Source organism: Bradyrhizobium sp. AUGA SZCCT0182, from assembly GCF_018130185.1.
Taxonomy (GTDB): Bacteria; Pseudomonadota; Alphaproteobacteria; order Rhizobiales; family Xanthobacteraceae; genus Bradyrhizobium.
The window spans coordinates 223,942-245,242 of the sequence record NZ_JAFCLY010000004.1 but is presented as its reverse complement, the minus strand read 5'-3'; the positions used below and the strand labels follow the sequence as shown (position 1 = coordinate 245,242).

Genomic DNA, 21,301 nt, shown 5'->3' with positions numbered 1-21,301 from the left:
GTGGGGTGGTCATGAAACTTAATTCCGGTTTGTTGCTGTCGTTAAGCGGCGCATTGGCCCTCGCAGCGTCGTTCCCGTTCGCGGGGCTTGCCAAGGATACCGTGAAGCTCGCGTTCATCGGCCCGCTGTCGGGCGGCAATTCCGCACCGGGCCTCGGCGGCCGCAATTCGGCGCAACTGGCGGTGCAGCTGCGGAACGCTGATCCGGCAGCGAAATACACCTATGAACTCGTTACGTTTGACGATGAGTGCAAGCCGAATGTTGGCATTCAGGTCGCAACCAGGGCAGCTGCCGACAACTCCATCATCGCCGGCATCACGCATTACTGTTCCGCCGTCGGCATTGCCACCGTCGATACCTATTCGCGATTCGGCCTTCCTGTGGTGGTGTGGGGTGCGATCCTGCCCGAAATCACCTATGGCAACGATTACCGCGAAATCCATCGTGTCAACGGCACCATGATTAATGAGGGTAGGCTGGCCGCGGATTTCCTCACCAAGCAGGGCTACAAGAAGTTTGTCGTCGTTCATGACACCACCGACTACGGCAAGGGCCAGAACAAGTATTTCACTGAATACCTCAAGCCGACCGGCGGCGAGATCGTTGCGACGTTTCCGGTCAGCCCCGACCAGCAGGACTTTACGGCTGAGCTGACCAGGATCAAGGATCTCAAGCCCGACCTCATTCTGATCGGTGGATTGACGCCGCTCGGCGTCCGCTTGCGCGCACAGATGGACCGTGTCGGCGTCGCCGCACAGCTTGCCGGTGTGTCCGGCATCATGACGGCCGGCTTCCTCGAGGGCGCGGGTGCTGCCGGCGAGGGCACGATCTCGTTCCACAACGGCGCCCCGATCAGCAAATATCCGCAAGGCCAGGCGTTTCTCGAGGCCTACGCCAAGGCCGGCTTCCGCGAGGACCCCGACGCCTACGGCCCGTTCGCCTATTCCGCCACCAATCTGGTGATGGATGCGATCGAAAAGACCGGTCCCGATCGCAAGAAGATGAAAGAGGTGCTCAACGTCACCAAGGGTTACAAGGCGCTGGTCGGCGAGATCAACTTCGACGATCACCGCCAGAACATCGTCAACGCCAATGTCTACGTGGCCCAGGACGGCAAGTGGGTCTATTGGCCAGATAGTGACTATGCCGCCGGCAAGAAGAAGCTCGCCAAGAACTAGCCGAGAACTAGCGGCGAGCTTCGGCTCGGGCCCCCGCCGCATCGACAAATCTTCCTTACAATCAGGACTCCACGATGGACGTCGGCATTCTTGCCCAGCAGCTCTTCAACGGCCTGATGCTGGGCGTGATCTACGCGATGATCGCGGTCGGCTTCTCGCTGTTCTTCGGCGTGCTCGACGTCATCAAGTTCTCGCACGGCGACGTCGTGACCGTCGGCGCATTCTCCAGCCTCGGCGCGGCCGGGCTTGCGGGAGGTTTGGTTGCGCTGCCACCGGTGCTGGCGCTGGCTTCGGGAATAGCTGCGGCCGTGACCATCGGCGCGTTGGCCGGGGCGATCATCGGCCGCGTTCTGGTGCTGCCGCTGCGCCATGCACCCGGTGTCAATGTCCTGCTCGCCACCTTGATGGCGGGCACCGTGCTGCGCGAAGCCATCCGGCTCGGCGTGCCCAACGGCGGCAATCCAAAGCCGTTTCCGGCGCTGCTGCCGGGCGGCGTCATTAAAGCCGGTTCGTTCAGTGTCGGCATCGACAGCGTGATGATCCTCGCCGCCGGCCTGCTGCTGGTGCTAGGGACGCATCTTCTGATCACCCGCACGCGATTTGGTCTGGCCATTCGCGCGGTCGCGCAGGACGGCGAGGTGGCAAGGCTGTCGGGGATCGATTTCCAGACGGTGGTTCTGGGAACGTTTGCGCTGGGCTCCGCGCTTGCGGCGTTCGCGGGCTGCATGCTCGGGCTCTATTACCGGGAGATCAACTTCAACATGGGCGTCTTGCTCGGTATCATCGGCTTCGCTTCGGCCGTCGTCGGCGGACTCGGCAGCATGCTCGGGCCAATCATTGGCGGCTTCCTGTTTGCCGGCGTACAGACCCTGGTCGTGGTCGCGCTGCCGGTTTCGAGTGCGTACAAGGACGTCATCGCATTCGCGGCAATCATCGTCCTGATCGCGATCTTCCCGACCGGTTTGATCGCCGAGCGCCGCAGCGAGCGGGTGTGATGAGCAGCATTCCTTCCCCGATTCCCGTATTATCGCCGCTTCGGATGCAGCGTCATCCGCGCGCCGTGGTCGTGCTCACGGTAGCGTTGTTGTTTGCAGGCGGCGGCCTGATGATGCATGCGGAATCACAGATTCAGGTGCTCGGCCTGCTCGCGGCCTTTCTGGCGATGTTCGCGATCGCCGATCGCACGCCACTCGGTCAGGACGTCGTGGCGATCTGCGGCGACTACAGCGGATTCGCCAACGGCGTCGCTTTCGTCTGCGCGCTGGGCCTGATCGCCGTCTTTCGCGGCGAACATTACACACTTCTGATGCTGGCGACCGTGGCGCTGTTTTCCACGGCTTGCATTGCACTGAACCTTCAACTGGCGTTCGCAGGCATTGCCAACTTCGCCGGGGCGGCGTTCTTCGTGCTCGGGTCGTACACGGCCGCCGTATTGACGGCGTATGCCGGAATTCCGCATCTGATGATCCTTGTTGTCAGCGGCATCGTGACCGGCGCGATCGGGGTCGTTTTGTTGCTGCCGGTACTGCGGACGCGCGGGCACTATGCGGCACTTGTGACCATCGCATTCGGCCTGCTGCTGCGCAGCCTGCTGGAGGTGAACGACACGCTGGGCGGCCCGCAAGGCATGAAGATCAAGGGGTTTTCGATCTTCGGCCTCGACTTCAACCGGGTGTCGTCGGTCGGCCCGTGGGACGTGTCGTTCTATCTGCCCTATGCCGTGCTTTCGATCTGCATTTTCGCGGTAGCATTCACACTGATCCGCCGTCTCGAGCGGTCGTGGATCGGGATCGCGCTGGACACCGTACGCTGCGACGAGACCGCGGCTTCGGTATTCGGCCTGTCGATCGCCCACTGGAAGGTCGTTGCCTTCCTGATCGGCAACGCGGTGATCGGCGTTGCCGGGGCGGTCTATGGCATGATGAACGGGTTCGTGACGCCAAACGGCTCCGGGCTCGGCGACTCCCTGCTGATGCTGTCGATCATCGTGCTCGGCGGGCTCGGCAATTTCTGGGGTACCGTGGTCGCCGCCATGGTAATCCTCGTCATTCCCGAAAAGCTGCAGGCAATTCAGGAATTCCGGCTGCTGATCTTCGGGTTGCTGGTGCTTGCCATCCTGCTGTTCCGTCCATCAGGTATTTTGCCGCGTCCGATCCGCGACTTGTCACGCTTCATCGGGCGGCCGGGAACGGACGCATGAACGCTCCCTTGCTGGCCTGCGGCGGCCTCACGATGCGCTTCGACGGTCTTGTCGCGCTTGATAGCCTCGATATCGAGGTCGGCAAGGGCGAAACGGTCGGGCTGGTCGGTCCCAACGGATCGGGCAAGACCACGTTCTTCAACGTGGTAACCGGACTCTACAAGCCATCGGCCGGATCGGTGCGCCTAGACGCGCGCGATCTGTTCGCCAAGCCACCGCAGATCATCGGTAAGGCAGGCGTCGCACGAACCTTCCAGCGCTCGCGGCTGATGCTGGACCAGAGCGTGTTCGACAATATCGTGGTCGGCGCCCTGTGCAGGCTGGATCTCAGGCTGTTTACAAACCTGTTTCGTCGCCGGCGCTGGCGCGACGAACTGAGCGGGATGGTCGATCACGCCCGCGCGCTGGCGCATCGTTTCAATCCCGTGATTGCCGACCGGCTGTTTCAGCCGGCCGGCTCATTCACGATGATCGATCGCCGTCGGATCGAGATTTGCCGTGCGCTGATCGGAACGCCTCGGCTTCTGTTGCTGGATGAACCGTCGGCGGGCATGACGCATGACGAAACGCGCCAGCTGATGGATGATCTGCTGGCGTTTCGTCAAGAGATGCCCGATCTGGCGGTGATCCTGGTCGAGCACGAAATGGACGTGATCCGCCGCGTCTCGGACCGCTGCGTCGTGCTGAATTTCGGCCGCAAGATCTTCGAAGGCAGCTTCGATGCGCTGATCGCCAATCCCGATGTCCAGACCGCGTATCTCGGAGTGAGCCAATGATCGCCGGCGCCGCCGCAACGCGTAAGCTCTCGGCAATCGGCATCACCGCCGGTTACGACCGCGCCGATGTGCTGAAGGGTGTCACGGTCGAGGTCAAGCCGGGCACGGTGACCTGCATCCTCGGCGCCAATGGTGCCGGCAAGAGCACGCTGATCCGCACCATTCTCGGCCTCAACCGTGTCCGCAAGGGCGAGGTGTATTTCGGCAGCGATGCGCTCGCGAACATGCCGACCCACAAGATCGCCGCGCTCGGCATAGCCACGGTCCCCGAGGGTAACCGTGTCCTGCCGCGCATGACGGTGCTCGACAATCTGAAGGTCGGAGGTCTCTTGATGCGCGACGCCAGGCGCGTGGCCGCGCGCATGGAAGAACTGTTCGAGACATTTCCGCGGCTGCGGGAGAGGCGAGGTCAGTTGGCCGGCACGCTCTCCGGCGGCGAGCGCTCGATGCTGTCGATTGCGCGCGGGCTGATGACCGATCCCGAACTGGTGGTATTCGACGAGCCGTCGCTTGGATTGTCGCCGCTGTTCGTTGCCGAGGTATTCGGAATTGTGCGGCGGCTGAAGACGGCCGGATTGTCGATCCTGCTGGTCGAACAAAATGTGCGCCAGACGCTCGACGTCGCCGACTACGGCTATGTGCTGGTGCAGGGCCAGGTCGTGGCGGAGGGCGATGCGGAATCGCTGAAGCAGAATGCCGAACTCCACAAAGCGTATTTCGGCGTTCACTAACAAAGAAAAACAGGGGAGAGAACAATGGGTCTTCAGGTTTTCGATCGCGTCAATCCGCTGCGCAAGCCCAAGGGCTTTGAACCCGTGGTGCAACGATGGTCTGCCGGCTTCGCCAACAAGTGCGAGACGCTGTGCGTGGCGTTCCACGGCATTCAGGGGCGTGATGCCGCGAGCGTCTACACGTCGCCGTTCTTCCCCTGGATCGAGACGGCGATCGGCCTTGCCTGCGGACCGACGGTGCATGACCATGCCTGGTTTATCGACCAGAACGGTCTCTATACCCACATCGTCGCGACTTACTGGGTTGATCAGGGGCGCCGCGATGACTGGCTCGCCAATCCGCATTTGACGGCCTGGTGGACCGACGCCGCGCGGCTTGCCGAGCCGAATGGCTATTTCCGTGAAAGCCTCACCGTACCGGTGGAGCGGCAGGAGACGCTGTATTGGAAAGACTATCCGGCCGCGCTCAGCCGATCGCCTGAAGTGGCGGTCTATCCGACGCCCTATTGCGGCTATTACGGCGCCATGCGGGACCGGATCCCGCTGGCCGCGGTGGATGCGCTGGCGCCTGTGATGAAGGATTTACCGGCGGCGGTCGTCCGCGACACCCGGTCGGCACGCTGGCGCATCATCACGCCGCTGAATTTCACCGTCATCCGCTCCGCCGCGTTCTGGGGCCGCTGCGACCCGGCGCAGACCGAGGATTACATGCGCGATCTGCGTGCTCCACTGGAACGCGGCATGGCTTACTTGAAGGAAAGCCCCGAGGCCACCGGCTGCTGTTCGCTCCGCTTTCAGCAGACCTGCGATGCCGGAGGCAGGCCGGAACTCGAGACCCACGCGCTCGGCTACTTCCTTTCCCTGGAGCACATGGAGAACTGGGCCGAGCGCCATGCGTCGCACGAGGCGATCTTCACCGCCGCGATCGCTCGCTATCGCAAGTTTGGCAAGGCCAATCAGCTCCGCACCTGGCACGAGGTGTTCGTGCTGCCGGAGCAAGACCAGATCTTCGAATACATCAATTGCGCACCGGGTACCGGGTTGTCAGGCTATTTCGTCGGCGAACGGCTGTGAGCGGGCAGCGCCAGATGCCTGCAGGATGTCGTGCGGATTTGCGCATGGCGGGCCGGAAGCCGGCGCGCCGATGCAATCATAAGAGTTCACCGCTCCTGGGCTGGGCCCGAAGGACTTCCCTCGGCCACCGGAGCAACTTCCCTTTTGGAAATCCGCCTGAGGAAACCCGGCCGGGCGCGCCGGTGGTAGCTCCGCACGGTCGAGGGCTACACCGTCATACAGGGCTCTGATGGCAGTTCCCAGTCGCCAGACCTCGGATCGTAGACCGAGGACGCCCAGTACTCGACAGCAAATCGGGACCGAGCGCGATCCGCCAAACATGAAACGGGACACGAACGCCTGCAAGCTTCGAACGGCGACCCACGATTCATCAGCTACCTGGTGTACCCCAAGCCTGGCCAGAGTCCGCCGCGTGGTCAGCCGGCAACGTGAACTGAAAGACGGCTCCGCAGGGCTGGTTGGTGCTCGCCCACAAGCGTCCGTTGTGAGCAACCATGATTGAACGGCAGATTGCTAGGCCCATACCTAAACCGTCGGGTTTGGTAGTGTAATATGGATCGAAAACATGCTCGAGCGTGTGTCGATCGAGACCTGGCCCGGAATCAGCGACTCGGACGAGCACGCAGTTTGCTTCGGTCAGGGCGGTGGTGATGAGCAAGTCTCGTGCCCCGTCCGCCATAGCGGTCATAGCCTGGATTGCGTTGACAACGAGGTTGAGACAAACCTGCTGTAATTGGACACGATCGCCCTCGATGAGCGACAACCCTTCAGCAAGTTGCGTCTTCACCGAAACCCCGGCTTTCAGCGCTTCGCCATGGGTCAGAACGATCACCTCGCGGATCACCTCGTTGAGATCCAAGTGCCTCTTGCGCGGCGGCGCCTTTTGGAAGAGTTCACGAATCCGGCCTATCACTTCAACGCTGCGATGGGCGTCTTCGGCGATTCGCTCTATCGATATCCGCGCTTCCTTGATATCAGGTGCCTTCCGGCCAAGCCACCTCAGCGCCGCGCTGGCGTTGATAGCAATAGCGCCGATAGGCTGGGCGACCTCATGAGTGATCGAGGAGGTAAGTTGGCCCATTGTGGCGACCCGGTTCGCGTGCGCCAACTCGAGCTGCATTTCCTGATAGCGCCGCTCACGCTCGCGCGCTTCGGCTTCGGCCTGCTTGCGTTCTGTCAGGTCGAGAACGAAGGAGATGCTTTCGTCCAGTGATCCCTCCGAACAGATTAGAACAGGAACCCGGCTCCCGTTCTTTCTGAAGTATTCCTTCTCACGAGGCGCGACCTGTCCGCTCGACCGGAGCTGTTCGAGCCGCCGCGCGTCCTCAATGTGGTATTCCTCCGGAGTCATGTCCTTCCAGCCGACCGTTCCGGAAACCAGCTCCTGCCTGGAGTAGCCGGTCATACTCAAGAAAGCGTCGTTGGCGTAACTGATGTTGCCACTAGCATTCCAGAACAGTATTCCGATGATATTGGAATCGAGGAGCCGGCGGATGCGAGCCTCGCGCTCTTGCAGACCACGGTAGAGAAGGGCGTTCTCAAGAGAAATCGCAGCCTGGGCTGCCAAGAGCTCCAGCACCGCAACACAATCGGGGATGAAAGCGTGCGTTGCTAGCGTATTCTCAAGGTAGAGGAACCCGGCCAGCTTGGCCTGCTTGATCAGTGGCAGGCAGAGGATCGACCTGGGATGTCGGCGATGGACGTACTCTTGGTCGTAGAACGGATCCGGCCGCGTCGCGTCATCAACGATGAGAGTTTTTTGCGTGCGAATAACGTACTGCAGCAATGCCTCCGGACAATCGGCTCCGGAGAGGGGAGCCTGGCGCATCACAACCGCGATTTCTTCGCCCTTCGACTGGCCTTCCGCCTCGATCCAGAAGTCATTGTGTCGCGACAAAATCAGCAAGCCGCGATCTGCGCCTGCGTTTTGTAGCGCGATCCCCATCAGTGTTTCGATGAGCCTCGGCAGCTCAATCTCGCTCGAGACAGCCTGCGAAGCCTTCACCACAGTGGTGACATCCATTTGCTGGGCGCTCAGGTTACCGGCAGCGCTACCGTCTTCTGCTACGTGCAAGCGGGTACAGTCGTTCGAACACTGGACATCAGTCACACGTGCTACGCCGTGAACGAAAATAGCACATGCGCCAAAGGTGACCCAGATCAAAATCCGGCTCTAACCGGAGATCCAGCTATGCCAAGCGCCTGAAAGGCTTGGTTGGCGCACCAAGGCTCGAACCTGGGACTTACGCAACTATTGCAGTAAGGGCGAGAAAGTCGTATCATACTAAGATATTGATATTGTTCGCATAACATAGATTATGGAATATTTTCCTAGATGGCCGGACCGCTTACGCGCATTGTATTTTCGATCAGCGTCCGAACGTTACCATTGAGAGCCGCCTGGGAAGACCGATGATTTTGTACGCTTGACCACAACCCGATCAAAACTAACTTGGAACAATGACCACCCGTATAATCGGGATTATTTGGTGATCCATGCTGGAAGATGAATTTAACAAACAGCGAGCCAATTTGCTCCGCGAGCTCGCAAGCCGTGCCGATCCATTTATCAAGAGGCGGCTACTTGATCTCGCGGCCCGGTACGAAACGAAGCTTGCCAAAACCAGGCCCCTGCCGCCAGTATCGATCAACCTACAAGCTGACGCCGACCATTAGAATGGCGCATAGCTGGCTAAGCTAGGCAGCCTTTCGCAATAAGTTCATAGAGGACAGTGCGTGCTTGCCGTTCGGCATAGCCGGTGATGTCAGCAATGTTGGCGGGGACTTGCCCCGTCCCTTCGGCGGCCTGCTGCACATTGCGGGAGATTCCTGCGTCGCCGCGCCCTGTTCTTCCACCGCGGCGGCAATGGTCTATAAGATCTCCGACAATCTTTCGATGGTGCCGCTTATCTCCTTGATCGCGGCCACCGAATCCTCGGTCGCGATCTGGATACCCGCAGCCTGGAGCTCAGTGACCAAAAAGCAGATAGCTGGAGTCGATGCCACGCCGATCCCGCGTATCGTCGGTCCAGCCAACCGCCCGACGGTAACTGCCCATCGCAGCCGTTCGCTGAAGTGCGATGACGTCGACGGGCTGGCTCTCATCTGCGAAAGGCGAGACGTAGAGCGCATCCTCGGGACAATAGAGCTCGCAGAGGAAACATGTCTGGCAATCGCTCTGGCGGGCAATGACCGGAATTCCTTCCGTCTTGTCAAAGACGTTGGTCGGGCACACATTGACACAGATGTCGCATGATGTGCAGCGCTCGGCATCAATGACCTCGATCATTCCGCAGCCTCCGCGTAGACGGCCTCAGCGTACGGCCGGATCGAGGTCCAGACGTCGTCGAGCCCGCCCGTCGTCAGATAATGACGCTGCCGGTCGTCTTGCCCGGGGTAGTCGTCGCGGCGATGCATGCCGCGACTTTCCTGACGGGCCAGTGCGCTACGATACATCCACCGTGCGGTTGCCAGCATGGCCGCGCCTTCGCGGGCTCGCAACACATCGGAGCTGTTCGCAGCATCCGCCTCCGAAATGTCGAGCCATGCCGCGTCGAGGCGCGCGAGCGCTCCATGCAGTCGGGACGCCTCGCGGAAGTAGTTCAGTTCATACGGAACGACCTCGTCCTGCACTGTCTTGGCCAGAGCTGCCGGTTCAAATGCGCGCCGCGACCGGTTTCGAAACGCGATAGTTCCTGCAGATGACAGCCGCCGCCCGGCGATCGTGCCGAACTGTCTGGCGTAGTCAGCGGCGCCCTGCCCCGCCCAGGTCCCCGACGACATCGCCCAGGCAGCGTTGTGGCTGCCGCCACCGGTGAAACCGCCGCAGATCAACTCACGTGTGGCTGCGTCGCCGGCAGCATAAAGTCCCGGTACGCTGGTGGCGCAAGTATCGTCGACGATGCGAAGGCCGCCAGTACCGCGAACTGTACCTTCCAGCCGCAGCGTGACTGGAAAGCGATCCTTGAACGGGTCGATGCCGGTGCGATCGAATGGCAGGAAGAAGTTCGGCTGCGACACACGCATGTGACGCTGCACGTCATTGTCGGCCTTGTCGAGCCGGGCATAGACCGGTCCCTGAAGCAGCGCACGGGCGATGGCCGAACGTCCGCCCTTCGACGCTGCGCCTGGAACCACGCTGCCGTCTGCATAGGTGAAGGTCGCCCAACCATAGAACAACGTCTTCGTTACCGAACCGAAGGCGGGAGAGATCGCGTAAGGGTTGGAAAACTCCATACTGGTGAATTCGGCGCCAAGCTCCGCAGCCATCAGATAGCCGTCGCCGGTCAGAACATTCGATCCCAGGGTCTTGCTCAGGAACGCGCAGCCGCCGGTTGCGATCACGACCGCCTTGGCGCGCACGGTCCAACGATCATGCTTCTGACGGCGCACGCCGCTGGCACCTGCAACGGCGCCGTCGTCGTCCACGAGCAATTCGAGCGCAGGGCTGTGATCGAGAATGGTAACGCCGGCCTGCTTGGTTCGCTTGCGCATCAGGCGCATGTATTCCGGCCCCTGAAGGGAGTTTCGCTGCGCCTTGCCATGATCATCCGTCGGATAGGGATAACCCCAACCGGCCAACCGGTTGCTTTGTTCGTAGGTCCGGTCGAGCACCCGCGCCATCCAGCGGCGATCCTGAAGATAACCGCCCAGCCTCTCGCGGTCGGCCATCGCGGCCTCGCGCAGCGCTGGATCCGGATCGACATACCAGACGCCGGTGCCGGCCGCAGCAGTCGCACCCGACGTGCCGCAAAAGCCCTTGTCGGCCAGCACGACGCGAACCCCGCGCTCCGCCGCACTTACCGCAGCCCAGGTGCCCGCCGGTCCGCCGCCGAGCACCAGCACGTCAGCATCGAATTCCACGGATCCGGCTGGTGCGGACACCCGCCCGGCGCGGTGGGGTTGTATCGTCATCGTTCACTCCTCCAGGAGAAATCAATTGAAATCGCGCATGGCGTCGGGGCGATATCGTCGCGTGAGCACGTGCTGCCTCACGCCGTTACCGGCGCCTTCCACCGCATGAAGCGCTGTTCCAGTGCCTGAAGGATGGCGTTGAAGGCCAACCCGATGACGGTAATCCCCAAAATGCCGAAATACATTTGCGGGATCAGAAAGCTGTACTGGCTGTTGATGATGAGATAGCCGAGACCCGCTTTGGCGCCGACCATTTCCGAAGCGACCAGCACCAGCATCGCCGAAGCGCTGGCCAGACGAATACCGACAAAGATGGTGGGAAGCGAAGCCGGCAGGATCACCTTACGAAACAGCTGCTGCGGGGTTGCGCCCATGGTCCGCGCCGACTTGATCAGCAGCGGATCGACCTGCTTGACCGCGGCAATGGTGTTGAGCAGAAGCGGCCAGGCGCAGCTATAGACCACCATGGTGATCTTGGAGAGCTCGCCAATCCCGAGCAGCAGGATGAACACCGGCAGCAGCGCAAGCGGTGCGGTGTTGCGGCAGATCTCGATGAACTGGTTCAGGAGATTGCCGAGCCTTGCATACCAGCCGATCACGAGACCAAGTGGTACAATCAGCACGACCGAGATCAGAAATCCGCTCAGAGCGCGCAGCAGGCTGGCGGAAACGTCGTCGTAAAGCTCGCCGGATTGTGCAAGCTGCCAACCGGCGGCGATGACCTCCGAAAACGGCGGCAGGAACACAGCGTCGATGAGGCCCAGCCTCGGAGCCGCCTCCCATATCGACAACAGCGCCACCAGTAACAACGATCGGTGCCCGAAGGCACCCAGCCAGCCCAGTAGTCGGCGAGCGGCACCTAGTACCGGCGATGGTCGTCGTTCCGCGCGGACCAGCGAGACCGGCCGCCCCTGCGCAAGTTCAAGGAGCGTCAGCATCTCAAGGCTAGACATGGGCAACCTCCTCCAAAGCGCGACCGGCGCGGGCAGCGCCGGTACCACCAGCCAGTTGCTGGGCTTTCAACACTTCCTCGCGCAGCAGAGACCAGACCTCATGCCGCACGGGACCGAATTCAGGCAGCGACCGCACGTCCTCGGTTTCGCTGCGAAGCGCCTGGGGAATTTCGACGACCTGTTTGATGCGGCCAGGACGCGACGTCATGACAGCCACCCGCTGGCCGAGCACGACCGCCTCGTCGATCCCGTGCGTGATGAAAAGAATTGTCTTGCCGGTCGTCCGCCAGATCCGCAGCAATTCGCCCTGCAGTGTCTCCCGGGTCTGGGCATCGAGTGCCGCGAACGGCTCGTCCATCAACAGCACTTCCGGATCGTAAGCGAGACTGCGCGCGATCGCGACGCGCTGCTTCATGCCGCCGGAGAGTTCGTGCGGATAGCGCTCGGCGAAAGCCGAAAGACCAACCAGTTCGAGATAGTGCATCGCCCGTTCGCGCCGCTCTCTTGCTTTGAACCCTGCGATATCGAGTCCGAATTCGACGTTTTGCGCGGCGGTACGCCAGGGAAACAGCGCGTATTGCTGAAACACGATGCCGCGGTCCCGCGCCGGCCCTTCGATCGGCCGGCCGTCGAGCAGGATGCGGCCGCTGGTCGGCGCCGTCAGGCCGCCCAGCAGATCGAGCAGCGTCGATTTCCCGCAGCCGCTCGGGCCGACAAGGGCCAGGAATTCGCCGGGTCGCACGTCGAGCGTGATATCCTCCAGCGCAGGGAAGCGGTCCGACGGCCCGCTTCCCTCGCCGCGAACAACAAACTCCTTGCGGACCTGCTGGAAGCTGATCTTGACCGAGCTCATCGTGCGTCCGCCGTCTTTCCGACCCGGAAGTAGTTGAACGCGTTGGTGTAGACATCGGAAGCCTTGACCTGCCCGGGCTTGAACAGGCCGTCCTTCTCCAGCCAGTCGATCCAGACCTGGATTTCGCGGTCCGAGATCACGCCGCCTTTGGTCGCAACGCCGGTGCTCTTCCAGTATTTGATCGAGGAGGCATCCTCGTTGCGCTTGCGCTCCGCAACGATTCTGTCGAACCGGGCCTTCACCTCTTCTGGCGGCGTGGTCTGGGCCCATTGGATGGCCCGCGAAATCCCCTCCACCAGTCTGCGCGAGGCCTCGGGATTGTCCTTGATGAATTTGTCCCGCAGCACATAGGCGCCGCCGGTGAACTCGCCGAACAGATCGGTATCGTTGAAGAGCGAGCGGATGCCGCCCCGTTCCAGCGCCTTGTCACGCAACACGCCGCTTAGCGCGCTCACCTCGACCTGGCCCTGGCGTAACGTTTGTTCGCCGCTGACCGGCGGGATCGCCACCAGCGTCACCTGCTTGGCCTCGCTGGCGCTGAGGCCGTTCCGGGCCAGATATTCGCGGAGCACGAATTCCAGATGTGCGCCCAGCGTGTTGACCGCGACTTTCTTCCCGATCAGGTCGCGTGCCGTCTTGATCGGGCTGTCATCCTTCACGAAGTAGCCATAATAGGTGTTGGCATCAGAGCCGTAATAACCGACCACCGCCTTGATCGGCGCTTTCGCTGCGATCAGCTTGAGGATCGCCCCGTAGAACGCGCCGCCGATATCGATGTCGCCGGTGACCACGGTCTGAATATCCTGCGGACCGCTTATGGTGTTGCCGACCCATTTGAGCCTCAGCGGCGCGAGATAACCGAGGTCTTCAGCGAGCTCGGTGAACGTCACCTGGCCGGCCCATCCCTGGTAGCGAATCTCGGTTTTTTCCAGCGGCGGCTCGGCGAAGGCAGGCGCCGTCAGGCCCAGCGCCACGGCGCCGGCGAGCAGAAGGCGCACAGACCTGCGCACGGCGAGGCGCCGGGCACGAAGGATTTGCTTGATCGCGTTCATGTTGTGATTTCCCTGTGTGGACTTAAATCAGGCGGCTTTGGCGGTCTGGGGCTTGGATGACTTGACGCGCGTCACGCTGTGGCGACCGTCGACGCTGACCGGAACGTCGCCATCGATGGTGGCGCGGCGGACGATCCGGTGCTGATCGCCATAATCATTGACCGCGTAGTGCTGCGTGGCGCGATTGTCCCAAATCGCGACGTCGCCGGCCTTCCAGCTCCAGCGCACTGTGTTTTCAGGCGCGGTAATATGCGACTGGAACAGGTCGAACAGCTTTTGGCCGTCATACTTCGGCAGGCCGACGAAGCGCTGCACGAAATTGCCCAGCACGAGTGTGCGTTCGCCGGTCTCGGGATGGACGCGAACCACCGGATGCTCGGTCTCATAGACCGTTCCGGTGAACACCTCCTCGAAGTGTTTCCTGTCAGCCTCGGTCGCGTGCTTCTTCACGGCATAGTCATAGGCGTTGCTGTGCACGGCCCACAGTTCGTCGGCGAGCTTGCGCAGCGGTGCCGGCAAATCGAGATAGGCCGCCGCGGTGTTCGACCAGACGGTATCGCCGCCATAGGGCGGGATCACCACGCCGCGCAGCACTGACATTTTCGGATAGGCATCCACGAAGGTGACATCGGTATGCCATTGGTCGGCGCGGCCGCCGCCCCGGCCCGAATCCAGTTCCAGGATCGACGACGTGCCCTTGATCGCGCCGACGGTCGGATGCGGAACCAGCTTGCCCAGCCGAACGGCAAAACGCTCCTGTTCGGCATCGTCGAGATGCCCTTGATCGCGGAAGAAGATGACCTTGTGCTCGAGCAGCACCTGGTTGATGGCACGGATGGTTTGGTCCGAAAGATCGCCCGACAGCTCGATATTCCTGATCTCGGCGCCTACCCTCGCCGCGCGTTTGACGATGTCCGCGCGCGGAATGTCGTTATCGATGGTTGTCGTGTTGCTCATGATCGTGTTCTCATCATCGCGACGCCTGAGGCAAAGCTCCGCCGCACACCGGTCGCGTGAGCGACGGCGGAGATTAAGTGAAATTATTTCAGGCTGTGGGCCTACTGGGCCGCAACGTGCTCCGATGGGCAGCAACAGCCGCGATATCGATCATCGGGATCAAACTGGAGCATGTTGGACGACCTCGTGTTGACACCCTGAATGGTAAAACCGAACGGCCGCCAGTCAATGAAACGAAACCAGCTTTGTTTTTGCCGACAGGCAACGAACGCTTCGCCGCCGGTGCTCACACTGGAAGATTTGCAATGATGACCGCTCGCGCGGCTGCAAGCGAAGCGAAATTCGTTGCGGCGCAACGCACTTCTCGCATCGCGGCGCGATAAAATCGCTGCAAGCGTCATCGTTTCGGGTCGTGGCAATAGCCCTCGTCTTCGATTGGCGTTCTGCTCGCACGCTTCATGCTTGCATCCAACTTAACAACGCAAATTCATTTCATCGACATCAAAGCGACGGCAGACATACAGTCTCGACCACTGCAACATCCAGTACCCGCGGGTCTTACCTATGAGCGAACGACGGCAACTTTCCCTCAATTTCTTCATCTACCCGGATGGTCATCACGAGGCTGCCTGGCGCCACAAGGATTCGGCCGCCGATCGCATTCTCGATGTCACCTACTATCAGGAGCTGGCGCAGCGCGCCGAAGCGCACAAGTTCGACGCTGTCTTCTTCGCCGACGGGCCGGCGCTGTCGGACAATGTCCGCTACGCCCAGCGGTTCCGGCTGGAACCCATCACCCTGCTCACCGCGATCGCTTCCGCCACCAAGCGGATCGGCCTGATCGCCACGGCATCGACCACCTACACCGAGCCCTACAATCTGGCGCGGCTGTTCGCCTCGCTGGATCACATCAGCGGCGGCCGGGCCGGCTGGAACATCGTGACCACGAGCACGCCGCGGGCGGCGCAGAATTTCGGTCTGCCCGAGCATCCTCCGCATCACGAACGCTACGAGCGGGCGCGGGAATATCTCGATGTCATCACGCGGCTTTGGGACAGTTGGGAAGACGACGCGCTGATCAACGACCCCGTCTCGGGTGTTTTCGCCGACACTGGCAAGATCCACGCGATCAATCACATTGGAAGGCATTTTCGCGTGCGCGGGCCGCTCAACATCTCACGGACGCCGCAGGGGCGGCCGGTCTATGTGCAGGCCGGCTCGTCCGAGGACGGACGCGCCTTTGCGGCGCGCTTTGCCGAGGCGATCTTCACCGCGCATCAGACGTTCCCCAGCGCCCAGGAGTTTTACGCAGATATCAAGCGTCAGGCGAAAGCCTTCGACCGCCATCCGGACCAGATCAAGATCCTGCCCGGCATCAGCCCTTTCATCGCCAGCACGCAGATCGAGGCGGACCGGTTGCAGGACGAATTCAACGAACTGATCCAACCCGAGTATTCGCTGACCCAATTGCGCCAGATGATCGGTCTCGAGCTTTCAGGGTTCGACCTCGACGGCCCCTTCCCCCGTCATCTGATCGACACCGGCGGCGCGCACGGCGTCGCCAGCCGCTTCAAGCTGGTGATCGACATCGTTGATCGCGAGAACCCGACTATACGCCAGCTCGTGCAGCGCCTGGCCGGGGCACGCGGCCATTGGGTGATCGCCGGTCCGCCGGAAAAGATTGCCGACAACATCCAGACCTGGTTCGAGAATGGCGCCGCCGACGGCTTCAACGTCATGCCGCCCTGGCTACCCGGCGGGTTCGACGTCTTCGCCGAGCAGGTGGTGCCGATCCTGCGCAAGCGCGGCCTGTTCCGTCACGACTACACCGGCACGACGCTGCGTGATCATTACGGTTTGAGCCGCCCGGCGAGCATCTACTCGAACGCCATTCAAGCGATCGCATAGGTCAGCTGACATTTGCCAACCGTCGGCCCTTCACAGGACCTAGCGCATGGAAGGAGGTCAGTACCCGCAGGGACGTCGATTTGATCTACGATCGACCATTGCTCCTAGCGGTCGTTGGCCGCGGAGGGCCCTGTTGCGACACAGGCCCATGCGCCCGCGAGGCTACTCTCCTCGAATTGCCAGCAAGTGTCGTTGAGCGCGCCGCAATCGTTTGATCGGTGGTATAAATTTTCTGAATCGTTGGCCCTGATCGATTCAATAATTTAATTGGACGGCCGTTTCGGCGACTGCGACTCTAAACGCATGTCCGAACTCACGGTGCAATACCTCGTGCTCGAACGCCGCGACCCGGCCCGTAACATGGCACGGTACTATGTGCTCACGATCGAGCCGACACTCTTTGGCGATACTGCATTGGTGCGCGAATGGGGGCGACTCGGCCAGCGCGGCCGGCGGCGCCTCGATCTGTTCGCTGGGCCGGTGCAGGCCGTCGAGGCGCTCGAATCCTGGCTCGCGCGCAAAGCCCGTCGCGGATACGTCCGGCGAAATTAAACAGATTCAAGAACCGCCCCTGATGCGATCGATTTTCGAGAGCTGGTTTCGCACGGTAACCTTGCCGCCAGGCCACCGGCCTTCGCGACCCCGGTGTCTTGCAAAATCTGTTAGCTCCCTGTTTTCTGCGAGAGCCAATGGCTGCATTCGAGTACGACAGATTCTCCAATTGCGCCAGGACCTTAGTGACACTTTTAATCCGCGGAGTTTTCCCTCTTTCGCCGTTTCGGCAGGCATCAAAATTCGGCCTGAACACGAGAAGTTCAACGATATGCGGGACGACCTAGACAAGGAACGCAAGTTCACGGGCCGGCAGTAGGCCAAGCGTGAAACCCAGATCCTCGCCGTGCTGGAGTCGATCGTTGGCATGGTGGGTTGCCATGCCAGAGCTCCCGAACCTAGATATGCGGCTGCTTGAGAGCGCCGCACCTGGGCGGATAGCAGGATAATTGGCGGCGTTGGCGAACTCTGGTCGGCAGGCGTTTCATAAGACACCTGATGCAATTCGGCCCCCGAGGCTCATTGTTTGGCTCGCATCATCTCTGCAAGGACCTGCGGTCGATTTTTCAGATGAGTGGCATCACCACACATCTCGGCGACCGCGCCTCGGTGCGCCGCCCTTCATCCAGCCCTTCCCCGGCTCCGAGCGCGCGCTAACACTTCCCCGAAGTGCAAGAGCTGCAGACACAGCTGACAAAAGCCGGCTTCGACACCGGCGGCACGGACGGCCGCGTCGGCGACGACGCGATGAAGGCGGTGAAGGGCTATCAGACCAAGAGGGGCTGTTGCTGGCGTACGGCTACGGCGGGGGTGCTGGCGGGTAGCTGCCCTACCTCCGCACCACACCGCCCGCATTCATGCCACCATCGATGACGAGTTCGGTCCCAGTCACGTAACGCGACGCATCGGACGCCAGAAACAATACGCCCTGCGCAACTTCTGCGGCCTCGCCCGCGCGCCCCAGCGGCGTTGCTATTTTCGCGAGTTCCCCGGGATCGATCGGCGCGTTCTGGCCGCCACCCGCGGCTTCGTTCGGGATCTTGCCCCAGATCGGCGTGTCGATGAAGCCGGGATGCACCGAGTTGACGCGGATGCCGTCGCCGAACGTTGCGCATTCCATCGCGATTGCCTTGGCGAACAGCCGCACACCACCCTTGGTCGCGCAATAGCCGGAATGCCCGGCCCCGCCACGCAGGCCCGCCAGCGACGACATCATGATCACGGAACCACCGCCGGTCTTGCGCATCGCCGGCAGGCAATGTTTCACTGACAAGAACACGCCGTCGAGATTGATCGCGATCTGCCGCCGCCAGTCTGCCAGCGACATCTCGGTGATCGACGGCACCGATATGCCGATACCGGCGTTCGAGACCAGCACGTCGAGCCGGCCATAGCACTTCATCACCTCAGCCACGACTTCGATCCAGCGCGCCTCGCTAGTGACGTCATGATGCAGGAAGCTCGCCTCCCCGCCAGCCTTCTTGATTCGCGCGGCGACTTCAGGGCCATTCAAATCGTCGACATCGGTCACCATGACAGATGCGCCCTCGCGCGCCAGCAATTCGGAAACCGCCTCGCCGATGCCGGATGCGCCGCCGGTCACCAAAGCGACCTTGCCTAGAACTTGCCCGGTCATTTCTTCTCCCTGCTTGTTTGTTGAAGCACCTGATTACGGCCGGTCCTGATCCGCGGTCGTTCCCCGCTAGCCCTTCCTGATACGGCCGCCAAGCTCGGGCGCCTGCCGAAGGTCAGCCAGGTCTGTCCGGAAGGGCCGTGCTCGATGACGACACTCCACAGGATCAACACATCTCTTCACCCGCCGGTGGTCATGATCTGTCCGGGTTACTATGACCAGTCGTCTTCCACCCAATACTCTCGAGTGCTGGCGCGTCCCGTCTTTGCTAGCACAGGGTTGTGAAGACCACCTTCTCGAAAGCCGCAAGCGCGCTTCGGTCCTTGTCGACCTTGCCTCTCATCACTGTCCCTTCCCAGGCATTCAGTAGAAAGGAGGCGATGCTTCTCGAATCGATATCCTTGCGCATGGAGCCATCGGCTTGGGCTTCCTTGACACAGGATTCGATCGCGCGGGTCCAGGCCGCCAGGATCATCGCAAGATGTTCTCGGATTAGACTGCTCTGGTCCGCCATTTCAGTGGCCATGTTGCCGATCATGCAGCCGGAGAGATACTTCCGCTTGCGCAAAATCTCGTCCAGGGAGCGGAAATATGCCTTCAGTCGCGGGACCGGAGGAATTTCCGGATCGCGGAGAATGCTCAGCGAGCGAAGAACTCCCTGCCAGTACCGATCGAGCGATTCGACACCAAGCGCCTCTTTGCTTTCGAAGTGATTGTAAAACGAGCCCTTGGGCACGCCGGCTGCATCAACAATACTCTGAACGCCAGTCGCGTTGAAACCCTGCCTATGGAGGGTCTCGACGGCGGCTTCGATCAGTTGCTCTTTTACGCTCGGTCGGGGCATTTGTGTTCAATATGACCGATCATCTTACAGTCGTCAAGCTATCCAGAATTGTCCCGGTCGCGGGCTAGCAAGCCATAAAAGGCCGCGGCAGAGCGCGACGCTTACATAAGCCTGCAGGGCTTTGATGTCGCCTTCGAGCAGTTGAATGCGACCGGTCGTCTTGACATAGGTCAAGCGATTTGGTTGAAGATGCAGCGTCGCTCCTTCATCCAAGATGAGGTTTAAAGATGCCGTCCAATCGCCGCATTGTAATCACCAAGCGCCCCAAGGGCGTCCCGACCCTGGCTGATTTCACGCTCGTCAAAGTGGACACACCAAAACTGTCCGATGGCGAAGTTCTTGTCCGAAACCATCTGCTCTCGCTCGATCCCTACATGCGCAGCTTAATGGATGGTGGAGACTCCTATATTCCGGGTCTTCAGCTTGGCGATGTCATGACCGGTCACACCGTCGGCCAGGTCGTTATATCGAAGCATCCCGACTTCAAGGAAGGAGACTATGTCTGGGGCCCTGGCCAATGGCAGGATTTCGCGGTTCTGAAATCGCCGCCTATGCGCAAGATCGACCAGAACCTCGCGCCGCTTTCGGCTTGGCTCAGCCCGATGGGCCTGCCTGGTTGGACCGCTCACATTGGGTTCCTCGACCTTTGCGCGCCAAAGAGCGGAGAGACGATTGTGGTTTCGTCGGCCTCCGGTGCTGTTGGAGGATTTGTCGGCCAGCTCGCAAGAGAGATGGGCCTCAAAGTGGTTGGGATAGCTGGCGGTCCCGAGAAATGCGCCTACGCCGTTTCTGAGCTCGGCTATCACGCATGCATTGACTACAAGGCTGCAGATTTCGCGAGTCGGCTCACCGCCGCTTGCCCCGATGGCATCGATATCAATTTTGAGAACGTCGGAGGCGTCATCCTGGAAACTATTTGGCCTCTGCTCAACAACAACGCGCGCGTGCTCATCTGCGGACTAATAGCACAATTGAACCATACATCGCCCTACCCGGGTCCAGACCTGATGAAACTCCTCAAAGCGAGGGCCACCATGCGAGGCTTCGTCATTTTGGATCACCTAGCGAAAGTCCCGGACGCGATCAGGCAGATGGCCGAAAAGGTTGCGGCCGGGACGATCAACTACCGTACGCATGTGACCGACGGCCTGGAAAACGCGCCGGAAGCGTTCATCGGCATGTTGCAGGGCCGCAACTTTGGCAAAGCCATCGTCAAGATTGCCTCCTGATGTAGGCCGGTGACGCAAACTCGTTCCTCCGGCCTCCGCCGGGGGTGGTGGTTGCGGATCGGAAATGTCGGTGCGCGACCAGGAGAAGACAGGCAAAGCTCGCGTCCGACATTCGGCCCTCCGCGGCAGCTGTACAAACCGTCCAATTATCTACCTGCGGGACGTTGAGAGGCTCTGCTAAGAAGAGCTACTGGACCCACGTCTGATCAAGCCGTCTATGGGCAACCGCAATACCAGTCTCCAGTAACCGGCCGGAGACGCAGTCGCAACTCGTACAATTCTGGCGCTACTAATGCCGACATTTTCTCCCTGACTGGGGCCGCTTGTGGCAACGCAAGCGGTCTCTTCTTTGCGGCAGCACCCGATCATCCGAACCAGCTCTTCGGTGGTGTGCGCATTCAGCTTGCCCCGCCATTCGTCGGACCAACGAAGGTGCCGAGGTCACCT

Annotated in this window: 19 protein-coding genes and 2 pseudogenes; 11 read left to right on the top strand and 10 right to left on the bottom strand. The window is 61.1% G+C overall.

Annotation, left to right across the window (positions count from 1 at the left end):
* Positions 1-11: 11 nt before the first annotated feature.
* The 6 genes from JQ611_RS07180 (at position 12) to JQ611_RS07155 (ending at position 5,959) form a co-directional block, all read left to right on the top strand.
* Positions 12-1,178 carry a branched-chain amino acid ABC transporter substrate-binding protein gene (locus JQ611_RS07180; RefSeq protein WP_212464988.1) on the top strand — a complete coding sequence of 389 codons (1,167 nt, stop codon included), beginning with the start codon at positions 12-14 and terminating at the stop codon, positions 1,176-1,178.
* Positions 1,179-1,252: 74 nt separating this feature from the next.
* Entirely contained in the window at positions 1,253-2,173 is a 921-nt protein-coding gene (locus JQ611_RS07175) for a branched-chain amino acid ABC transporter permease (RefSeq protein WP_212464987.1), read from the top strand.
* Entirely contained in the window at positions 2,173-3,378 is a 1,206-nt protein-coding gene (locus JQ611_RS07170; RefSeq protein ID WP_212464986.1) for a branched-chain amino acid ABC transporter permease, read from the top strand. The genes JQ611_RS07175 and JQ611_RS07170 overlap by 1 nt, the downstream gene beginning before the upstream one ends.
* Entirely contained in the window at positions 3,375-4,154 is a 780-nt protein-coding gene (locus JQ611_RS07165) for an ABC transporter ATP-binding protein (RefSeq protein ID WP_212464985.1), read from the top strand. The genes JQ611_RS07170 and JQ611_RS07165 overlap by 4 nt, the downstream gene beginning before the upstream one ends.
* Positions 4,151-4,885 (top strand): ABC transporter ATP-binding protein, encoded by a 735-nt coding sequence (locus tag JQ611_RS07160; protein ID WP_212464984.1) that lies wholly within the window; start codon positions 4,151-4,153, stop codon positions 4,883-4,885. The genes JQ611_RS07165 and JQ611_RS07160 overlap by 4 nt, the downstream gene beginning before the upstream one ends.
* 24 nt (positions 4,886-4,909) lie before the next feature.
* A complete protein-coding gene (locus JQ611_RS07155; RefSeq protein WP_212464983.1) occupies positions 4,910-5,959 on the top strand; it encodes a phenylacetaldoxime dehydratase family protein in 1,050 nt (349 codons plus the stop codon).
* A gap of 370 nt (positions 5,960-6,329) precedes the next feature.
* Here JQ611_RS07155 and JQ611_RS07150 read toward each other — a convergent pair whose 3' ends face one another.
* The 8 genes and pseudogenes from JQ611_RS07150 to JQ611_RS07120 form a co-directional block, all read right to left on the bottom strand.
* Entirely contained in the window at positions 6,330-7,982 is a 1,653-nt protein-coding gene (locus JQ611_RS07150) for an ATP-binding protein (RefSeq protein WP_212464982.1), read from the bottom strand.
* A 669-nt stretch (positions 7,983-8,651) separates the two neighbouring features.
* Positions 8,652-8,923: pseudogene (locus JQ611_RS41590) on the bottom strand (methyl-accepting chemotaxis protein); the annotation flags it as partial.
* Between the two features lie 4 nt (positions 8,924-8,927).
* Positions 8,928-9,248, bottom strand: a complete 321-nt coding sequence (locus JQ611_RS07145; RefSeq protein ID WP_212464981.1) for a ferredoxin family protein — start codon at positions 9,246-9,248, stop codon at positions 8,928-8,930.
* Entirely contained in the window at positions 9,245-10,873 is a 1,629-nt protein-coding gene (locus JQ611_RS07140) for an FAD-dependent oxidoreductase (RefSeq protein WP_212464980.1), read from the bottom strand. The genes JQ611_RS07145 and JQ611_RS07140 overlap by 4 nt, the downstream gene beginning before the upstream one ends.
* Positions 10,874-10,950: 77 nt before the next feature.
* On the bottom strand, positions 10,951-11,826 hold the full coding sequence (locus tag JQ611_RS07135; protein ID WP_212464979.1) for an ABC transporter permease: 876 nt from the start codon (positions 11,824-11,826) through the stop codon (positions 10,951-10,953).
* Complete coding sequence (locus tag JQ611_RS07130; protein WP_212464978.1) at positions 11,819-12,679, bottom strand: ABC transporter ATP-binding protein; 861 nt, start codon at positions 12,677-12,679, stop codon at positions 11,819-11,821. The genes JQ611_RS07135 and JQ611_RS07130 overlap by 8 nt, the downstream gene beginning before the upstream one ends.
* Positions 12,676-13,731: an ABC transporter substrate-binding protein gene (locus tag JQ611_RS07125; RefSeq protein ID WP_212464977.1), complete on the bottom strand. Its 1,056-nt coding sequence runs from the start codon at positions 13,729-13,731 to the stop codon at positions 12,676-12,678. The genes JQ611_RS07130 and JQ611_RS07125 overlap by 4 nt, the downstream gene beginning before the upstream one ends.
* Positions 13,732-13,758: 27 nt before the next feature.
* Positions 13,759-14,688 (bottom strand): TauD/TfdA family dioxygenase, encoded by a 930-nt coding sequence (locus JQ611_RS07120; protein WP_212464976.1) that lies wholly within the window; start codon positions 14,686-14,688, stop codon positions 13,759-13,761.
* A 77-nt stretch (positions 14,689-14,765) separates the two neighbouring features.
* Here JQ611_RS07120 and JQ611_RS07115 point away from each other — a divergent pair, with 77 nt between their 5' ends.
* The 4 genes and pseudogenes from JQ611_RS07115 to JQ611_RS07100 all read left to right on the top strand — a co-directional run.
* Positions 14,766-15,071 carry a hypothetical protein gene (locus JQ611_RS07115; RefSeq protein WP_212464975.1) on the top strand — a complete coding sequence of 102 codons (306 nt, stop codon included), beginning with the start codon at positions 14,766-14,768 and terminating at the stop codon, positions 15,069-15,071.
* A gap of 181 nt (positions 15,072-15,252) precedes the next feature.
* The gene (locus JQ611_RS07110) at positions 15,253-16,596 is read left to right on the top strand and encodes an LLM class flavin-dependent oxidoreductase (protein ID WP_212464974.1); all 1,344 of its coding nucleotides are present in this window, start codon (positions 15,253-15,255) and stop codon (positions 16,594-16,596) included.
* Positions 16,597-16,899: 303 nt separating this feature from the next.
* Entirely contained in the window at positions 16,900-17,148 is a 249-nt protein-coding gene (locus JQ611_RS07105) for a WGR domain-containing protein (RefSeq protein ID WP_212464973.1), read from the top strand.
* Positions 17,149-17,736: 588 nt separating this feature from the next.
* A pseudogene (locus tag JQ611_RS07100) lies at positions 17,737-17,972 on the top strand (peptidoglycan-binding domain-containing protein); the annotation flags it as partial.
* A 5-nt stretch (positions 17,973-17,977) separates the two neighbouring features.
* Here the strand turns inward: JQ611_RS07100 and JQ611_RS07095 are convergent.
* A complete protein-coding gene (locus tag JQ611_RS07095; protein WP_212464972.1) occupies positions 17,978-18,784 on the bottom strand; it encodes an SDR family NAD(P)-dependent oxidoreductase in 807 nt (268 codons plus the stop codon).
* Positions 18,785-19,049: 265 nt separating this feature from the next.
* Positions 19,050-19,625 carry a TetR/AcrR family transcriptional regulator gene (locus tag JQ611_RS07090; RefSeq protein ID WP_212464971.1) on the bottom strand — a complete coding sequence of 192 codons (576 nt, stop codon included), beginning with the start codon at positions 19,623-19,625 and terminating at the stop codon, positions 19,050-19,052.
* 227 nt (positions 19,626-19,852) lie between these two features.
* On the opposite strand from JQ611_RS07090, the gene JQ611_RS07085 reads away from it, so the two are divergent.
* Complete coding sequence (locus tag JQ611_RS07085) at positions 19,853-20,854, top strand: NADP-dependent oxidoreductase (protein WP_212464970.1); 1,002 nt, start codon at positions 19,853-19,855, stop codon at positions 20,852-20,854.
* The last annotated feature ends 447 nt before the right edge of the window (positions 20,855-21,301 follow it).